We start from the raw sequence: 16,859 nt of genomic DNA on the forward strand, positions 1-16,859 counted from the left end.
GATGACTACAGTGCCCGTCCCCTGCCTGACCGTGGGGGAACACCATGATGAAAGGACACCCCATGCGCAAGGTCTTCCAGGCGGAACTCCTGACGATCGGTGAGGAACTGACCCAGATGGCCGGACTCGTGGCCGATGCCATGGAACGCGCCTACACGGCGTATGCCGAGGCCGATACCGAGATCGCCCAGGAGGTCATCGCCGCGGACGCCCGGGTGGACTTCATGCAGACCCAGCTCGATGAGCGGGCCATCGACGTCCTGGCCCTGCAGGGACCGGTGGCCTCGGATCTGCGCATGATCGTCGGTTCGCTGCGCATGAGCGCCTCGCTCGAGCGTATGGGCGATCTGGCCCGCCACGTCGCCCAGCTCACCCGGCTCCGTTTCCCGGTCCCCGTGGCCCCGGCCTCGGTGACCCCCGTCTTCGCGGAGATGGCCGGACTCGATGTGCAGATCGCCCGGAAGCTGATCACCCTGCTCGAAACACGGGATCTGGAGATCGCCCGGGAGATCGTGGCGCTCAACGCCCGGATCGACGACCTGCACGCCAGCGTCTTCAAGACCGTCGCCGGCCCCGAGTGGAACGAGTCGGGGCCCCGCACCGCCGATGTGACCCTGACCAGCCGCTATCTGGAACGCTACGGCGACCACGGGGTCTCCGTGGCCCGCAAGGTCAACTACCTGGTCACCGGGGAATGGGAGCCCGGGAGCGCGGCACTCTGATCCACCTCTGACACAGCCGGGGCCGGTCCGCGTCGATACGCGGGCCGGCCCCGGCTGTGTGGTCTGGATTCCTCCCGGGAACGGGCTATTTGCGTCCCTGGTTGGCAACGGCCTGGATGGCGTCGGCCGCCGCGTCCGCGTCGAGGTAGCGTCCGCCGGGGGTGACGGGGGTGAAGTCCTCGTCCAGTTCGTAGACCAGCGGGATGCCCGTGGGGATGTTCAGCGAGGCGATGTCCTCGTCCGAAATGCCGTCGAGATGCTTGACCATGGCCCGCAACGAGTTGCCGTGCGCGGTGACCAGGACCGTTTTGCCGGCCTCCAGATCGGGGCGGATGGCACTGTTCCAGTAGGGCAGCATCCGCTCGAGCACGTCCTTGAGGCATTCGGTGCGCGGCGCGTCATCGCCCAGGTCCGCGTAGCGGCGGTCCCCGATCTGGGAGAACTCGGAGTCGTCGTCCAGCGGCGGCGGCGGGGTGTCATAGGAGCGACGCCATTCCATGAACTGCTCCTCTCCGAACTCGGCCAGGGTCTGGGCCTTGTCCTTGCCCTGCAGGGCCCCGTAGTGGCGCTCGTTCAGCCGCCAGTCACGCCGGACCGGGATCCATGAGAGATCCGCGGCTTCCAGGGCGAGGTTGGCCGTGATGGTCGCGCGTTTGAGCAGCGAGGTGTGCAGCACGTCGGGGACGAGGCCGGCCTCGGTGAGCAACTCACCGCCGCGGATGGCCTCCGCGCGTCCCTTCTCGGTCAGCGGCACGTCGTACCAGCCGGTGAAGAGGTTCTTTTCGTTCCATTCGCTCTGCCCGTGGCGGAGCAGGATCAGGGTGTGCGTCATGACTTCATCCTATCGGGCGTGAAGTCGGTTACTTTCACCGGCTTCTGGTCATGACGGGGCCCGGGGCGGGTCTATATTTTTTTCGTGGTGCAAAAGTCTCGAAGACTCGGCGGCCGGCATCAGGCCGGACGCCCTGTGGGCAACCCCACCCGCGGGACGACGAATCCGAACAGGATGCGTCGGGTGGACCGCTGGATGACCGGCACGCAGAACTTCCGGCTCCGCCCCGATGTCACCGGCGCACCCCCGATCTGCGTGGATCTGGGCTACGGGGCCTCCCCGCGCACCGCCGTCGAATATTTTCAACGTCTGCGTGCGGTGAACCCCCTGGTCTGCGTCGTCGGACTGGAAATCGATCCCGGCCGGGTGCTGGCGGCGAAGCTGTTGGAGGTCGAGGGGCTTTCCTTCGCCGTCGGTGGTTTCGAGATCCCCACGGACCGCAACCCCCTGCTCATCCGGGCCTTCAATGTCCTGCGTCAATACACCGAGGACGATGTGGCGGCCATCTGGTCTTCGCTGGCCGCCCGGCTGGATCCTGCGGGGCTGCTCATCGAGGGGACCTGCGACGAGATCGGTCGGGTGAGCACCTGGGTGGGCATCTCCCCCGAGGGTCCGCTGACCTTGAGCATCTCGATTCGTTTCGGTGCCGTCCAACGCCCCAGCGAGGTGGCCGAACGCCTGCCGAAGGCGCTGATCCACCGCAACCATCCCGGCGAGCGGGTCCACGATTTCCTGGCCGCGGCCGATGCCGCCTGGCTGGCTACGGCGCCTTGGTCCACGTTCGGGCAGCGGCAACGCTGGATGGCCATGTGCCGGGCCCTGCGGGCGGCGGGCTGGCCGGTCCGTGATGGCCCCTCACGGTGGCGATTGGGCGAATTGACCGTGGACTGGGCGTGTGTGGCCCCGCGGACGGGGTCGTTGGCGCTCCAGGAGCCGGGGCTCTAGTAGTTGTAGTATCCCGGGGCGCCCCTGCCGCCCACGGCAGGCCGCACGTCGGCGAGGTAGACGCAGCTGATACAGGCGGCGATCAATTGCAGGAAACCGGCGCCACCGGGGCCGAGGAAGCTGAAGACGCAGACCACGGCGGCCACGCCGGTCATGCCCATCCAGAAGCCCTTGGTGCGCTTGTTTTCGCGTTCGTAGTTCTGCGCCGGGTGGCGCAGGGCATCGATGAAGGCCCACAGCCCCAGGACCAGGGCCACCAGGCTCAGGGCCTTGAAGAGATAGATCTCGAACAACAATGCGGTTTCCACGTCTGCCAGTCTAGGGGAACCGCAGCCGATCCGTCTTTAGCGCGTGCTCTCCAGCGCGGCGCTCAGATCGTTCCACAAGTCCTCGACGTTCTCGATGCCCGCGCTGAGCCGGATCAGGTTCGCCGGCACGGTATCCGGCTCCCCCGGGTGGCGCCGCCGGCGTTCGGCCAGGGACTCGACCCCGCCCAGGCTCGTGGCCGGGGTCCACAACCGCAGGGCGGCCAGGACCGCCTCGGCGGCCGCTTCTCCCCCGGCGACGGTGAGGCACAGGATCGAGCCGAATCCCTCCATCTGGGCCGCGGCCCGGGTGTGCCCGGGGTCCGCTTCCAACCCGGGGTAGCGCACGGCCTCCACCGCCGGATGGGCGTCGAGGCGGCGGGCCAGCTCCCCGGCGTTGGCCTGGGCGCGTTCGACCCGCAGAGCCATGGTCCGCAAGCCGCGCAGGGTCAGCCAGGTTTCGAAGGGTCCCGGGACCGCCCCGTGCAGCGAACGGTAGGCATGGAGCGTGCTGCGCAGCTCGGCATTGCCGGTGATGACGGCCCCGAGGACGACGTCGGAATGCCCGCCCATGTACTTGGTCGCCGAATGCACCACGACGTCGGCGCCGAGCTCCAGCGGACGCTGCAACAACGGCGTGGAGAAGGTGTTGTCCACGACGCAGAGCACCGAGGCGGCGCGGGCCCCGGCAGCCAGTGCGGCGACGTCGGCGACCTCGAGCATCGGGTTGGTCGGGCTTTCGAGCCAGAGCATGTCGGCGCCCTCGAGCAGGGCCAGGGTGGCTTCGGTGTCCTCGACATCGGCCAACCGGACCTGCAGTCCGATGCGGGCCTGCAGATCGGCCACCAATGACAGCGACCCGTTGTAGCTGTGCCGGGGGATGACGATGGTGCCGTTGCGGGGCAGCAGCGACATGGCCGAGGCGACGGCGGCCATGCCGGAGGCGTAGACCAGCCCGGGCAGCGGGCAGGATTCCAGTTGGGCCAGGGCCTCTTCCAGCGGGTCCCAGGTGGGGTTGGAGAACCGCGCGTACGTCCGCTCCCCCTGGCCCGGGGTCCCGGTGCCCACGAAGGTGGAGGAGAGCACGATCGGTGGATTCACCGGCGCATCGGGTTCGCGCGGGGGCCGTCCTGCGGCGACGACGACGGTATCCGGGGCAAGATCCTGCGGGTGTGAAGTGGGCATGTCAGCATCGTAGACCGCCGGATCGGGCCCCTTCGAAGTCGCGACCGCGTATTACCGGCCCGGGCCGATAGGCTGAACGGGTGAATGAAATGCAGCGCGCGCCCGGAGCCCTGTTCGTCGTCCTCGAAGGCGGCGATGGTGCCGGCAAATCCACCCAGGCCGCCCTGCTGGCCCGCAGGCTCCAGGACGGCGGCCGCGAAGTCGTCCGTACCCGTGAGCCGGGAGGCACCGTCATCGGCGAGGAACTGCGTTCCCTCGTGCTCGAACACGACCGCGGCGAGGTCGATGCCCGCACCGAGGCCCTGATGTTCGCCGCCGCCCGCGCCGCCCATGTCCAGCAGCTCATCCTTCCTGCCCTGGGGCGCGGGGCCACGATCATTTGCGATCGCTTCATCGACTCATCGGTCGCCTATCAGGGGGTCGGACGCGGGTTGGGGGCCGGCGAGGTGCTGCGGCTGAACCGTTGGGCCACCGACGGGCTCCGCCCGGATCTGACCATCCTGCTCGACGTCGATCCGTTGGCCGGCCGGCAACGCCGCACGCAGGGCCACGGGGCCGAGGACCGGCTCGAATCCGAGCCCGACGACTTCCATGCCCGAATCCGTCGAGCCTTCCTGGAGCGGGCCCGGAACGACGACGGCGCCTACGTGGTCCTCGATGCCTCCTTGGAGGTCGAGGACCTGGCCGCCCGCATCGCCACGGCCGTGGACACCGCGATCCAGGCTGCCGGGGCCTCGTCGTGAGCGCCCCCGCCGAACTGACCGGGGTCTGGGCCGACCTGCCGGGACAGGATGCGGCCATCGGCGCCCTGCAGCGGGCCGCGGCCCTGGGCGCCCCCTCCCATGCGTGGCTGTTCACGGGCCCTCCGGGGTCGGGTCGTTCGAATGCCGCCCGGGCCTTTGCCGCTGCCCTGCAATGCGATGCCCCCGATCCGCACGACCGGGGGTGCGGGCAGTGCCACGCCTGCCGCACCGTCATGGCGGGCACCCACCCCGACGTCTCGCTGATCGCCACGGAGAAGGTCAACTACCAGATCGTGGATGTCCGCGAGCTGATCACCCGGGCCCAGGACCGGCCCTCGGCGGGTAAATGGCGGGTCATCATCGTCGAGGACGCCGACCGGATGACCGAACGGACCACCAACGTCCTGCTCAAGTCCATCGAGGAGCCCCCACCGCAGACCGTGTGGATCCTGTGCGCCCCGAGCCCGGCCGACGTGCTGGTGACCATCCGTTCACGCTGCCGACCCATCTCCCTCGGCGTCCCCTCCCGCCAGGCGGTGGCCGAACTGCTGGTCCGCCGCGACGGACTCTCTGCCCACGACGCCGATTTCGCGGCCCGGGTGTCCCAAAGCCATATCGGCATCGCCCGCCGGCTCGCCCGCGATGACGGCGCACGACGGCGCCGCGATCAGACCGTCCGCATGCCCCTGCGGTTGAATTCGGTTTCCGATGCGGTGGTCGCCGCCGGGGAGTTGGTGAAGCTCTCCACCGAGGAGTCCACCGCCTCGGCGGAGGCCCGGGCCCTCGCGGACACCGCCGCCCTGCGCGAAACCCTGGGCCTGGAGGCCGACTCCCCCGTCCCCCCGCAGCTCCGTAGCCAATTCAAGGCCCTCGAAGAGCTCAATAAGCGTCGGGCCAAACGGGGGGTCAACGACTCCCTGGACCGCGCGCTGATCGACCTGACCACCGTCTACCGCGATGTGCTGACCCTGCAGCTGGCCAGCGGGAGCGAACTGGTCAATGACTACCTGTCCCGCGAACTCACGGCGGTGGCCCACCGCACCACCGCCGAAGAAACACTGGCGCGCATCGACTACATCTCCGAGGCCCGCCGTCGCATCACCGCCAACGTCCAACCGCTGCTGGCCATGGAGGCCATGATGGCCGGGCTGCTGCCGGCCAGGAACCAAGGAGACACCACCGCATGATTCCCACCCGACGACGGCTGCGCTGGGCGGCCGCTGCGGCCGCCTCGTTGTTGCTCCTGACCGCCTGCAGCAGCCAACCCGCCGACGACGCCGCGCAGCAGTCCGAGGCGGCCATGCCTTCGGCTCCGGCGGACCTGGGGAAGTACTACTCCCAGGACGTGGACTGGACGAGTTGTTCAACACAGTTCGAATGCGCCGAGGTGGAAGTGCCCCTGGACTACGAGCAGCCGGATCAGAAGTCCATCGACCTCTCCGTCATCAAGCTCAAGGCCAGCGGGAAGAAGCAGGGGACCCTGCTGGTGAACCCCGGCGGCCCCGGCGGCTCCGGGGTGGATCTGGTCGAGGATGCCGGGACGTTGATCTTCTCCGCGGATCTGCGCTCCGGCTACGACCTGGTGGGCTTCGACCCCCGCGGGGTCAGCCGGTCGGCGCCGGTGAGCTGCCGGACCGATGCCCAGCGCGATGCCGATCGCACCCTGGAGATCGACCCCGACACCAAGGCCGGGTTGAAGGAGCTCGAGGAGGAAAGCAAGGAGTACGCCCGGGATTGTGCCGAACGCTCCGGTGCGTCCTTGGGCCATGTCGACACGATCAGCTCCGCGAAGGACCTGGACATCCTGCGGGCCATCAGCGATGCCCCGAAGTTGGACTACCTGGGCTTCTCCTACGGAACGAAGCTCGGTGCCACCTACGCCGATCTCTTCCCCTCCCACGTCGGGCACATGGTCCTGGATGGGGCGATGGACCCTTCGCTGACCAACGAGGAAGTCACCCTGGGCCAGGCTGAAGCCTTCGAGAAGGCGATCACCAGCTACCTCGAGGAGTGCCTCCGCACGCAGGACTGCCCCTTCGACGGGGATGTCGACCAGGCCCGCGACCAGCTCCGGGACCTCTTCGATTCCGTCGAGGAGTATCCGTTGACCGCCGAGGACGGGCGGGAGGTCGGCATCAACGACTTCGTCAGCGGCTTCCTGGTGGCCTTCTACGAGGACGCGTACTGGCCGCAACTGACCGACGCGCTGAACTCCGCGGTGGCGGGGAACCCCACCGCGATGCTCGAGTTGGCGGATATGAGTGCCAGCCGCAACGAGGACGGCTCCTACACCGGCAATGCCGAAGCCGCATTCACCGCGATCAACTGCCTGGACTACCAGGTGGACACGAGCATCGACGGACAGCGCCAGGACGAGAAGGACCTCATCGAGGCCTCCCCGACGATCGGCAAATACCTGGCCTTCGGCGGTTTGGCCTGCAAGGACTGGAAGTTCGAACCCACCGGGGAGGCCGCCCCGGTCTCGGCGCCCGACGCCGCCCCGATCGTCGTCATCGGCACCACCGGCGACCCGGCCACCCCCTACCAGTGGTCCAAGGCGCTGAACCAGCAACTCGACTCCTCCGTGCTGGTGACCTTCGATGGCCGCGGGCACACCGCCTACGGTCGCAGCAACGAGTGCATCGGCGACGCCGTCGACGACTATTTCCTGGACTCCATCGTCCCCGAGGATGGTTTGAAGTGCTGACGAAGAGGCCGGCGGCAGCGCCCGTTTTGACCGCTGGCGAAATGCTCCTATAAACTATCGGCTGGTGGCCCTCCAGGCCACCGTGCCTCCTTAGCTCAGTCGGTAGAGCGTTTCACTCGTAATGAAAAGGTCGCCAGTTCGATTCTGGCAGGGGGCTCCACCACGAAGAACGCCATATGCCTTGACCACCCAAGGAAATGGCGTTTTTTCATGCGTTGGTTGACCGCGCGAACCTCCCGGGCCCTGATCGATGGGCCCACCCGGGCCTGCTTCTACCGAAAGTTGCTGCCGGGGCCTGGCCCGCCGGATGTTTCCCATTCGGGCTCCTGCTCGTTCCGTCGCGTGGTGCGGATCGCCAGGACGATGCTGAGCAGCACGGAAATACCGATGGAAACGAGCAGACGGTGTGCCGTCGTCAGATCCGTGTAGACGTCCAAAATGATGTTGGATCCCACCGCGGTCAACGCGACCATGATTCCGTTTCGAGTCTCCTTCATGCACCCCAGCATGGCAGGGAAACGCCCTGACATGGGCAGTTACCCCGAATCACTCCACATCATGGATCCCTACGGAGCATCCCGTGACAGTGTTCACTCCCCCGGCACGGGCGGTGAGGGTGGGCGCCGACCGCTCGCAGGCGTCCCTAGTTCATGGGCCGGTAGGTGGTGTCGTCTTCGTGGAGTTCGAAGATTTTCGGCGCCCCCTCCTCCCCGGCCACGGCCTCCATGAACATCCGGCCCAGGTTGCCCGTGAGCGAGACGATGTACTGCCGGTCCCGCCCCAGATGGTCGAACACGGTGCTCATCATGTCCTTGGCGATACCGTGCTTGCGGTATTCGGGGGCGACGATGAAGTCGCCCAGATAGGTCAGCCGGGAATCCTCTTCCCAGCTCCGGTAGGCGGCTTCCCCGACGTTCGTGCCGTCTTCGGTGAAGGCTGCCAACCAGCCCGATGATTCTGTTGGTGGGTCGCCGACCCAGCGGATGCTAATCGTCGTCATCCCTACATCTTGGCAGGTTGTGGCTCCTCCGCAATACCGTAGACTTCGACATTTCTTCCGGAAGCCTCCATCCGGGCCGGCCGCGGGAAGCACGGTCTTCCAGTTCGGCCTCCCCCCGATACGGTGCGGCCGGCACGGGCCAGTGGCAGCTCTGCGATCGGTTGGTCCTGCCCGCTGGGTTCAGCGGGGCACCGCGGCCCTGGGGGGTTGTTCATTGGCCGGTATCGACGCCCCTGGCATCGAAGGCTGTGAGTTGAAACACCTTTCAAAAAATCGATTGGCTTTGAGGCCGATGTTGGCCTAATATGTCGCTTCCTACCACACGAAATACCAGGAGTACCGCATGGCTGTCGACTACGACGAAGTCCGCCCCGATGTCGCTGAACGAAGCGAAGAAACCCTCAAGCAGGTCAAGGCGATGGACGCGCCGAACCAGAAGACTGCCGTCCAGCAATTGGACGAGGACGAGCCGCTTGATGGCGGTGAACTGCCCGGAGCCATCATTGATGACGAGTTGGTCGTCCAGGTCCGGCCGCAGGGCCAGGACGAGTTCACGTGCGGCGAGTGCTTCCTGGTGCGCTACCGCTCGCAGCTGTCCCGCGAAAAGAACGGCGTGAAGATCTGCCGCGAATGCGACGGCTGATCAGCCCCGACCCATCGTCGCCTTGCACAGGAAAGGCCCGTCACCCCACGGTGACGGGCCTTTCCTGTTTCAGGGGTGGATCCGAGCGGTTACTCGAAATCGCTCTCTGCGGGGTCCGGGCCGATACGCCCTTCCTCGCCCCGATCCAGTCCGTTGATCGCGGCGATGTCCTCCTCGTCCAGCGTCACGCCCAGGGACTCCCAGTTCTCCACGATCCGTGACGGGGTCTCCGACTTGGGGATCACCACGAGTCCGAGCGCCAGATGCCAGGCGATCACGATCTGGGCGGGGGTGGCGTCGTGCTTGACGGCGATATCGGTCAGCACCTGGTGCCCGAGCAGTTCCGAGCCCTGGCCCAGCGGGGACCACGACTGGTGGAGGATGCCCCGGGAGGCCTCGTATTGACGCAGTGCGGTCTGGGGGAAGAACGGGTGGGTCTCCACCTGGTGGATGGCCGGGACCACCCCGGTGGCATCCTCGAGCTCCTGCAACGCCTCGGCGGTGAAGTTGCAGACGCCGATGGACCCCACGCGACCTGACTTCTGCAACTCGATCAGGGCCTTCCACGTGTCGACGTGCTTGCCCTGCTTCGGCTGCAGCCAGTGGATGAGGAAGAGGTCGACGAAGTCCATCCCCATGCGCTCCAACGACGCGTCGAAGGCGTCGAGGGTCTGCTGGTAGCCCTGGTCGGCGTTCCAGACCTTGGTGGTGACGAACAGCTCGGACCGGTCCAGGCCGGAGGTGGCAACGGCGCGGCCCACCCCTGCCTCGTTGCCGTAGATGCGGGCGGTATCCACATGGCGGTATCCGGCGTCGAAGGCCAGGGAGACGACCTTCTCCGCGACGTCGTCCTTCACCTTCCAGACCCCGTAGCCGAGCTGGGGGATGGTCCTGCCATCGTTGAACGTGAGTTTCGGTGATTCGTAGGTGGTCATCGGCCCATCCTGCCACCGCCATCCGCGGGGGAGGGAAGCGTGCCTCGGCTCTCCGCGTTCGGCGAACGCCCGGCCTCAACCGGCGTCGGCGAGCGCCTCTTCGGCGAGGCGGACCCCCTCGACCACCAGATCGGCACGGAAGGCCACGTTCTCCAGACCCGCGGAGTTGTATCCCCACCGTTCCCCATCCAGTCGCGACATGGCGGCGGCTTGGGCTGCCGCCGCCAGGTCGTTGGCCGCCTTGGACAGGGCCCGGTGGACCGAGGCATGGCTTCCCGGGATGTCCTGTCCGGTGCTGGGCCGCTGGGTCTGGGCTGCCATGCATACGGCGCGGACCCTCGGTTGCAGGTCCGCCAGGTGGTTGGCGATCATCACCAGGGCATTGTGCAGGTCATCGGCTTCGATGCCTTCGAGGACCTGGTGGAAACGGTCCAGTCCCCGCCCGAAACGGTCGTTGGCCCGACGCCAGACACCATCGCCGAGCTCCTGGTCATCGCGGCGGGCACCGCGCATCCGAGCAACCCATCCCATGCTCAGAGGTACTGTCCCGGTCCGCCGTCGGTGTCCTCGTCCGGCGCCTCCCCGGCGCCCGGCCGGCCCGGGGCCACCCGTTCGGGTTCCCCGCGTTCGTTGATGACGATGCCGGGGGCCACCGGGGTCCCCGGCGGCAGCTCGCGCAGCTGGATGCGCCGGGCCAGCTGTTCGCTGGCGACCTGTTGGGCGGCCAGAGCGGTCTGGATCCCGTGGAAGACCCCCTCGAGCCAGCCCACCAGTTGCGCCTGGGCGATGCGCAATTCGGCTTCGGTGGGGGTCTGGTCCTCGGTGAAGGGCAGGCGGATCCGGTGGAGTTCCCCGACCAGTTCGGCGGAGAGCCCGGATTCGAGTTCGGCGACCGAGCGTTCATGGATATCCGCCAGGGTGGCCCTGGCGCCGTCGTCGAGCGGGGCGGTCCTGACCTCTTCGAGGAGCTGCTTGATCATCGAACCGATGCGCATGACCTTCGCTGGTTCCTCCACCAGCCCCTGGACCCTGAAGGAAGACGGGGCGGCGTCCGTCCCGGCCCCGTCGGCCGGGGCGGGCGGAGACTGCGGCTTCTCGTGTTCGTTCATGCTTCCATCTTGCCACGACGCGCTCGGGCCCGTCCCGGTCCCCCGGGCGGCCCTAGACGGTCAGCAGGATCTTGCCGCGGTGTTCCCCGGAGTCGAAGTATTCGTGGGCGGCGGCTGCTTCGGCCAACGGGAACGTCTTCTCCACCACCGGACGGACCGTACCCTCCTCGACCAGCGGCCAGACCCCGGTCCGCACCCCCTCCACGACCCGGCCCTTGGCCTGAAGGCTGCGGGCCCGCAGGGTGGTGCCGATGACGCGCAGGCGTCGGGTCATCAGCCGGGCCAGGTTGAGCTCGGCCTTGGCCCCGCCCTGCAGGGCGATGACCACCAGCCGGCCGTCGGGGGCGAGGACCTCCAGATTCCGTGCGAGGTACTTCGCTCCCATGATGTCCAGGACGACGTCGGCCCCGTGGCCATCGCTGATCGTGCGCATCCGTTCGACGAAGTCCTCCTCGCGGTAGTTGATCCCGTCCACGGCACCGAACCCCCGGCAGTAGTCGATCTTCCCGGCACTGCCGGCGGTGACCACCACCTGGGCGCCGTAGGCGGTGGCGAGCTGGGTGGCCATGGTGCCGATGCCCCCGGCCCCACCGTGGATCAGGGCCCACTGCCCCGCGGACAGCCCGGCCTCCATGAACAGGTTCGACCACACGGTCGACGCCACCTCCGGCAGCCCGGCGGCTTCGACCAATCCGATGCCCGGCGGGACCGGCAGGACCTGGACGGCCGGGACCGCGACGTACTCGGCGTACCCGCCGCCGGCCAGCAGCGCACAGACACGGTCACCGGCGTCGTACCCCTCCACATCGGGGCCGCTGGCGGCGATGGTTCCCGAAACCTCCAGGCCAGGGACGTCGGAGGCCCCCTCCGGCGGCGGGTAGTTTCCCTGCCGTTGGGCGACATCGGCGCGGTTCAGGCCGGCCGCGGCGACCCGGATCAGCACTTCCCCGGCCCCCGGGGTCGGGACCGGGCGTTCGGCCAGGCGGATGACCTCGCTGCCCCCGGGTCCGGAATACTCCACGGCGCGCATGGTGGTGGGCAGATCGGCTGCAGTGTTCGGGCTCAATGGCTGGATCCCTTCAACATGGAAATCGGTGTCCACCCCGAGCCTATCGCCCACGGTTTTCCTGCCCGGGGCCGCTCGCGTATAGTTCTCATGTCTGGAAGGTTGTCCGAGCGGCCTATGGAGCTGGTCTTGAAAACCAGTGTGCGGCAACCCCGCACCAAGGGTTCAAATCCCTTACCTTCCGCGTCGAGGCAGGGAAGCCGGTCCATCATGGACCGGCTTCCCTGCCGTCGTTGACGCCCGGAACTCAGATCCGGGCGGCCATCCTCAGCACCTCGGAAGCCACGGCATCCGCATCCCCCAGCGTCCGGGCCCCTTCGGTGAAACCGGCGCCGGCTTCCGCGGCGATCGCGGTCCCCCATTGCACGCTGGACAGTTGCAGCCCCAACACGAAGATCCCGCGGTGGGCGATCCCTGCCTGGTCGACGAGCCGGTAGGGCTGTCCGACGACGTCGAGCCCCGACCCGTACACCCCCTCGCCTTCGGGGTTGAGCATCAGGCGGGGCCGGGCCATCCCCTCGGCCCACAACTGTTCCAGCAGGGGCGAGGCGCTCTGGGCGACCCGGTTGGCGGGCATCATCGCCTCGACCATGTACCGGGCGGTGATCGGTTCGTCCTGCACCCACGGTGAGGAGGCGGCAAAGCAGGCGGCCTCCTCGTCCAACGAGAACACCGGGTCGGGGCCGATGAACTGCACGATGCCGGCACGCGCCAACGCCGCCAGTTCCTCGATCCGTTGCAGGGGCGGACCACTGGCCAGTCCTTCGACCAGGGGTTCGAACCAGCGGCCGAGCTCGTCGAGCCGGCTGGCATCATCGACCATCCCCTCGGCGACGAGTCGTTTGATGATCCCACGGCCGGCATTCAACGCACCGATCGCCATCTTCAACGGGTCCTCCTCCCCGCGGGCCGAGGTTTCGGCGTCGTGTTCCAGATAGGCCAGCACCGCCCCCTGGTAGGCGGAGTGGCCCACGAATCCCCGGTCGGCGAAGGGGTGCCCCAGTCCGGCGACGTCGAGCCAGCGGACCCCGGGGGCCGCCCGTTCGACGAGTTCGCGGGCCACCGTGCGCCAGACTTCCTGGCCGTTCACATGCGGGGCGTCGAGGATCTCGTCGAGTTCGGCAAGGAAGGGGCCGGGCTCCTCGAACAGTTCGGGTGAGACGCGGGCCAGCGTCGCATAGTAGGTATGCAGCACGTCGCGGTGCAGCAGCGGCCAGACATGGGCGTTGAAACCGACCTTGCCCCTCGGTTCGCCCGGCGCCCCGTCGGCGGCGAGGGCATGGACGGCCTCGAAGCTCAGATGGCGCAGGGACACCGAGGCCGGAAGATAGGAGTCGATGCACGCCTTCGCGCGGTAGGGGGCCCCGCGTCGCGAGGCGGCATGCAGGATTGGTTCGCTGCCGCTGCCCCGGTATTCGAGGGCATGGCCCGGGCCGTCACCGGTGGAAACATAGGATCCGCCGCGGCCGACGGTCATCGCGGTCATCGCATCGAAGAAGTTCAGCCCGAGCCCACGCACCAGCACCGGTTCCCCGGCCGGGTAGAGCCCCCAATCCACGTCGGCAGGCACATTCGGGCCTTGGTAGTGCAAACCCACGGCGGTGGCGCGTTCCCCGGCGGTGCGCTGCAGCGGGTTCGGGTGCGCCGGAACATGTCCGACGGCGAGCACAACGGCTTCGGCCACCAGCTCGGTCACTGCGGGCCCCGACCCCGCTCCCCCGTCCAGGGTCAGGCGGTAGCCGTTGGCTTCGCGGCGGAGGCAGGTGGCTTCGGCACGGATCACGGTGAATGAGGCGACGGCCGGATGGGCCTGGAGCCGGGCCCGTACCCGGCAGAACACATGGCGCAGGTACCTCCCGTAGATCGCCCGGCTCGGGAATCCGCTGGCGGACAGTCCAGCCAGTTCGGCCCGTTCCGCCGGATCCAGGTCGGCGCCGTCGCCGCCCCCGACCCGGAATTCCTCGAACGTCAGTCCCGCCGCGTTCCCGGTCCCGCGTGGCGGGGCGACCGTGGGGTAGAGCGCCGGGGTGTTCATCAAGTAGTAGCGCGGCTGTTCGGGGGCCCAGACGTGCCCGGGCCCGGGTTCGCAAGGGTCCACGACCGTGATCTCCAGGCTCCGGGCCGGAGGCGTGTCCTCGGCTCCGCGCCGCTGGTCGGCGGCTTCAAGCCGGGCCAACACCCGTTCCAGGGTCGAGGTCCCGCGGGGTCCGGAACCGACGATCACCAGGGTGAACGGGGGTGCTGCCACGTGCTGCTCCTTCGCTTCGGCCGTGCGGATGCCCCGCCTGCTTCCCCGCCGATCCGCAGGAGGCCGGGGTTCCCAGCGTACCGCCCGGCCGGGCGGCCACTCGTAGACTGGGGGCCATGGACAGCACCTCAGCAGCCCCGATGGCGGGGCCGACCACTGATTCCGAGACCGACGACCGCTTTGCCTGGCTGGAGGAGATCCACGGGGAAACGGCCCTGGACTGGGTGAGGGCCCGCAATGCCGCGACCGGGAGCATGCTGCACGATCAGGCCTACCAGAGGCTGGAATCCTCGGTGCTGGAGGTCCTGGATGCGCAGGATCGGATCCCGATGGCCACCAAACGCGGGAGCTACTACTACAACTTCTGGCGCGATGCCTCCCACCCGAAGGGCCTGTGGCGGCGGACCACCTGGCAGTCCTACGCCAGTGAAGACCCCGACTGGCAGATCCTGCTCGACGTCGATGCCCTGGCCGCTGCGGAAGGCACCGACTGGGTCTTCGCCGGCGCGGCGCTGCTGCGTCCCGAGACCGGCGGGGACTACCACCGCGCCCTGCTGCGCCTGTCCCCCGATGGCGGGGATGCCGTGGAAGTGCGTGAATTCGATCTGCAGGCCGCCCGGTTCGTCCCCGACGGGTTCTCGCTGCCGGTCGGGAAGACCCAGGTCAGCTGGGACGGCCCCGACGCCTGGTACGTGGCCACCGGGTTCGGCGCGGATTCGCTGACCCGTTCGGGCTATGCTCGCACCGTCCGCCGGGTCGAACGCGGCATGGACCCCGCGCAGGCCCTGGAGGTCTTCGCCGTCGAGGCCTCCCATGTGATGGCCCATGTCTCGGTGGACCAGACCCCCGGCTACCGGCATGTCACCGCCACCGACGTCATCGATTTCTTCAACACCTCCACCTCGATCCTGCGCGAGGGGCACTGGGTGCCGATCGAGGCCCCCACCCATGTGCGGATCGGACTGCACCGCCAATGGGTGATGTTCAGCCCACAGCAGGATTGGGAGCTCGACGGCCAGGCCCTTCCCTCCGGTTGCCTGGCCGTGGCCGATCTGGACGCCTTCCTGTCCGGGGACCGCACCGTGACCCGGGTCTTCACCCCGGATGCCGACACCTCGTTGCAGTCCTCCTCCTTCACCGCCGACCACCTGTTGCTGACCGTGCTGCATCACGTCTCCTCGAAGATCCTGGTGGCGGATCCGGCCGATGGCTGGCGGTTGCGTCCCCTCGAGGTCGGCGGGGAGGAACACCAGGACCTGTCCATCGGGCCGGTCGACGACGAGGACCCGGAGACGGCGAACGACTACTGGTTGGTCTCCACCGGGTTCCTGACCCCGGCCACCCTGTCGCGCGGGACCATCGGTGCGGGGCTCCCGCAAACGGTCAAGTCCTCCCCGGCCCGCTTCGACGCGACCGGTCTGGAGGTCCAGCAGCACTTCGCAACCAGCGACGACGGAACGGCGGTCCCCTACTTCCAGGTCGGCCCGGCGGATCTGGTCCACGACGGGGCCAACCCGGTGTTGATGAACGGCTACGGCGGATTCGAAACCAGCCTGACGCCGTCGTACTCCGGGGTGGTGGGCCGTGCCTGGCTCCGCCGCGGTTCCGCCCCCGGCCGGGACGGGGTCTACGTGCTGGCCAACATCCGCGGCGGCGGCGAATACGGTCCCGCCTGGCATCGGGCGGCACTGCGGGAGAACCGGCCGCGGGCATACGAGGACTTCGCGGCCATCGCCCGGGACCTGGTGCGCCGCGGGATCACCCGCCCCGACCATCTGGCGGCCACCGGACGCAGCAACGGCGGCCTGCTGGTGGGGAACATGCTCACCGTTCATCCCGAACTCTTCGGGGCGATCTCCTGCGGCGTTCCGCTGTTGGACATGCGCCGCTACACCCGGCTCTCGGCCGGGCATTCGTGGATCGCCGAATACGGGGACCCGGATCTCCCCGAGGAGTGGGAATTCATCCGCGGGTTCTCCCCCTACCATCTGCTCGATGAGGCCCTGGAGGCCGGGAAGACCTTCCCCGCCACGCTTTTCTGGAGTGCCACCAGTGACGACCGGGTGGGACCGGTGCAGGCGCGCAAGATGGCCGCGAAGATGCTCGAGGCGAAGGTTCCTCGGATCTGGTACAGCGAGTCGCTGGAGGGCGGCCATGCCGGGGCCTCGGACAACCGTCAGAGCGCCCGGATGCTGGCGACCAGCTACGAATTCCTGTGGCGGTCGGTGAACCGGGAGGCATTTTGAATTTGGGGGCCACTGTTCGGTAGTCTTGGGGGGCTGCCACGGCAGCGCTGGAGACGTGCCAGAGCGGCCGAATGGACTTCACTGCTAATGAAGGGTCGGGGTTAAACTCGACCGGGGGTTCAAATCCCCCCGTCTCCGCTGAAAAACCCCTACCCAGGTAGGGGTTTTTTTGT

At 68.1% G+C, this 16,859-nt stretch carries 17 protein-coding genes and 3 tRNA genes; 10 read left to right on the forward strand and 10 right to left on the reverse strand.

The genetic code is table 11. The annotated features are described in order from the left end of the window. Positions 1 to 62 precede the first annotated feature (62 nt). The gene (phoU, locus tag ACT3S6_RS05725) at positions 63 to 722 is read left to right on the forward strand and encodes a phosphate signaling complex protein PhoU (RefSeq protein ID WP_444554149.1); all 660 of its coding nucleotides are present in this window, start codon (positions 63 to 65) and stop codon (positions 720 to 722) included. 85 nt (positions 723 to 807) lie between these two features. Here the strand turns inward: phoU and ACT3S6_RS05730 are convergent, their stop codons facing one another. Continuing rightward, positions 808 to 1,554 carry a phosphoglyceromutase gene (locus ACT3S6_RS05730; protein ID WP_444554150.1) on the reverse strand — a complete coding sequence of 249 codons (747 nt, stop codon included), beginning with the start codon at positions 1,552 to 1,554 and terminating at the stop codon, positions 808 to 810. A gap of 195 nt (positions 1,555 to 1,749) precedes the next feature. On the opposite strand from ACT3S6_RS05730, the gene ACT3S6_RS05735 reads away from it, so the two are divergent. Next, positions 1,750 to 2,499 (forward strand): class I SAM-dependent methyltransferase, encoded by a 750-nt coding sequence (locus ACT3S6_RS05735; protein WP_444554151.1) that lies wholly within the window; start codon positions 1,750 to 1,752, stop codon positions 2,497 to 2,499. On the opposite strand, the gene ACT3S6_RS05740 is transcribed toward ACT3S6_RS05735, so the two are convergent. Then, on the reverse strand, positions 2,496 to 2,807 hold the full coding sequence (locus ACT3S6_RS05740) for a DUF2516 family protein (RefSeq protein ID WP_444554152.1): 312 nt from the start codon (positions 2,805 to 2,807) through the stop codon (positions 2,496 to 2,498). The two genes, ACT3S6_RS05735 and ACT3S6_RS05740, sit on opposite strands and share 4 nt — an antisense overlap. 36 nt (positions 2,808 to 2,843) lie before the next feature. After that, positions 2,844 to 3,989 carry a trans-sulfuration enzyme family protein gene (locus ACT3S6_RS05745; RefSeq protein WP_444554153.1) on the reverse strand — a complete coding sequence of 382 codons (1,146 nt, stop codon included), beginning with the start codon at positions 3,987 to 3,989 and terminating at the stop codon, positions 2,844 to 2,846. Positions 3,990 to 4,078: 89 nt separating this feature from the next. Here ACT3S6_RS05745 and tmk point away from each other — a divergent pair, with 89 nt between their 5' ends. The 4 genes from tmk (at position 4,079) to ACT3S6_RS05765 (ending at position 7,599) form a co-directional block, all read left to right on the forward strand. Continuing rightward, a complete protein-coding gene (gene tmk, locus ACT3S6_RS05750) occupies positions 4,079 to 4,732 on the forward strand; it encodes a dTMP kinase (protein WP_444554214.1) in 654 nt (217 codons plus the stop codon). After that, positions 4,729 to 5,919, forward strand: a complete 1,191-nt coding sequence (locus ACT3S6_RS05755; protein ID WP_444554154.1) for a DNA polymerase III subunit delta' — start codon at positions 4,729 to 4,731, stop codon at positions 5,917 to 5,919. Before tmk ends, ACT3S6_RS05755 begins: the two co-directional genes overlap by 4 nt. Then, positions 5,916 to 7,439, forward strand: a complete 1,524-nt coding sequence (locus ACT3S6_RS05760) for an alpha/beta hydrolase (RefSeq protein WP_444554155.1) — start codon at positions 5,916 to 5,918, stop codon at positions 7,437 to 7,439. The genes ACT3S6_RS05755 and ACT3S6_RS05760 overlap by 4 nt, the downstream gene beginning before the upstream one ends. An 84-nt stretch (positions 7,440 to 7,523) precedes the next feature. Beyond that, a tRNA-Thr gene (locus ACT3S6_RS05765) sits at positions 7,524 to 7,599 on the forward strand. Between the two features lie 112 nt (positions 7,600 to 7,711). Here the strand turns inward: ACT3S6_RS05765 and ACT3S6_RS05770 are convergent. Together ACT3S6_RS05770 and ACT3S6_RS05775 are read right to left on the reverse strand one after the other, a co-directional pair. After that, positions 7,712 to 7,936 carry a hypothetical protein gene (locus ACT3S6_RS05770; protein WP_444554156.1) on the reverse strand — a complete coding sequence of 75 codons (225 nt, stop codon included), beginning with the start codon at positions 7,934 to 7,936 and terminating at the stop codon, positions 7,712 to 7,714. Positions 7,937 to 8,082: 146 nt separating this feature from the next. Beyond that, the gene (locus ACT3S6_RS05775; RefSeq protein WP_444554157.1) at positions 8,083 to 8,439 is read right to left on the reverse strand and encodes a GNAT family N-acetyltransferase; all 357 of its coding nucleotides are present in this window, start codon (positions 8,437 to 8,439) and stop codon (positions 8,083 to 8,085) included. A 343-nt stretch (positions 8,440 to 8,782) separates the two neighbouring features. On the opposite strand from ACT3S6_RS05775, the gene ACT3S6_RS05780 reads away from it, so the two are divergent. Next, positions 8,783 to 9,082: a DUF4193 family protein gene (locus ACT3S6_RS05780; RefSeq protein ID WP_444554158.1), complete on the forward strand. Its 300-nt coding sequence runs from the start codon at positions 8,783 to 8,785 to the stop codon at positions 9,080 to 9,082. Positions 9,083 to 9,171: 89 nt separating this feature from the next. On the opposite strand, the gene ACT3S6_RS05785 is transcribed toward ACT3S6_RS05780, so the two are convergent. The 4 genes from ACT3S6_RS05785 to ACT3S6_RS05800 all read right to left on the reverse strand — a co-directional run bounded on the left by ACT3S6_RS05785 (position 9,172) and on the right by ACT3S6_RS05800 (position 12,156). Beyond that, positions 9,172 to 10,017, reverse strand: a complete 846-nt coding sequence (locus tag ACT3S6_RS05785) for an aldo/keto reductase (protein WP_444554159.1) — start codon at positions 10,015 to 10,017, stop codon at positions 9,172 to 9,174. 75 nt (positions 10,018 to 10,092) lie between these two features. Then, positions 10,093 to 10,548 (reverse strand): hypothetical protein, encoded by a 456-nt coding sequence (locus tag ACT3S6_RS05790; protein ID WP_444554160.1) that lies wholly within the window; start codon positions 10,546 to 10,548, stop codon positions 10,093 to 10,095. A 2-nt stretch (positions 10,549 to 10,550) separates the two neighbouring features. Further along, a complete protein-coding gene (locus ACT3S6_RS05795) occupies positions 10,551 to 11,126 on the reverse strand; it encodes a bacterial proteasome activator family protein (RefSeq protein ID WP_444554161.1) in 576 nt (191 codons plus the stop codon). A gap of 52 nt (positions 11,127 to 11,178) precedes the next feature. Then, positions 11,179 to 12,156 (reverse strand): NAD(P)H-quinone oxidoreductase, encoded by a 978-nt coding sequence (locus ACT3S6_RS05800; protein WP_444554215.1) that lies wholly within the window; start codon positions 12,154 to 12,156, stop codon positions 11,179 to 11,181. A 132-nt stretch (positions 12,157 to 12,288) separates the two neighbouring features. Between ACT3S6_RS05800 and ACT3S6_RS05805 the strand changes: the two genes are divergently transcribed. Further along, positions 12,289 to 12,376 (forward strand) — tRNA-Ser (locus ACT3S6_RS05805). Between the two features lie 63 nt (positions 12,377 to 12,439). Here ACT3S6_RS05805 and ACT3S6_RS05810 read toward each other — a convergent pair. Further along, entirely contained in the window at positions 12,440 to 14,440 is a 2,001-nt protein-coding gene (locus ACT3S6_RS05810) for an FAD/NAD(P)-binding protein (protein ID WP_444554162.1), read from the reverse strand. A gap of 116 nt (positions 14,441 to 14,556) precedes the next feature. Between ACT3S6_RS05810 and ACT3S6_RS05815 the strand changes: the two genes are divergently transcribed. Together ACT3S6_RS05815 and ACT3S6_RS05820 are read left to right on the forward strand one after the other, a co-directional pair. Further along, complete coding sequence (locus tag ACT3S6_RS05815) at positions 14,557 to 16,686, forward strand: prolyl oligopeptidase family serine peptidase (protein ID WP_444554163.1); 2,130 nt, start codon at positions 14,557 to 14,559, stop codon at positions 16,684 to 16,686. Positions 16,687 to 16,735: 49 nt separating this feature from the next. Then, positions 16,736 to 16,824: transfer RNA gene (locus ACT3S6_RS05820), tRNA-Ser, on the forward strand. The last annotated feature ends 35 nt before the right edge of the window (positions 16,825 to 16,859 follow it).

The sequence above is a fragment of the Arthrobacter sp. AOP36-C1-22 genome (genome assembly GCF_052377515.1).
GTDB lineage: Bacteria > Actinomycetota > Actinomycetes > Actinomycetales > Micrococcaceae > Arthrobacter_H.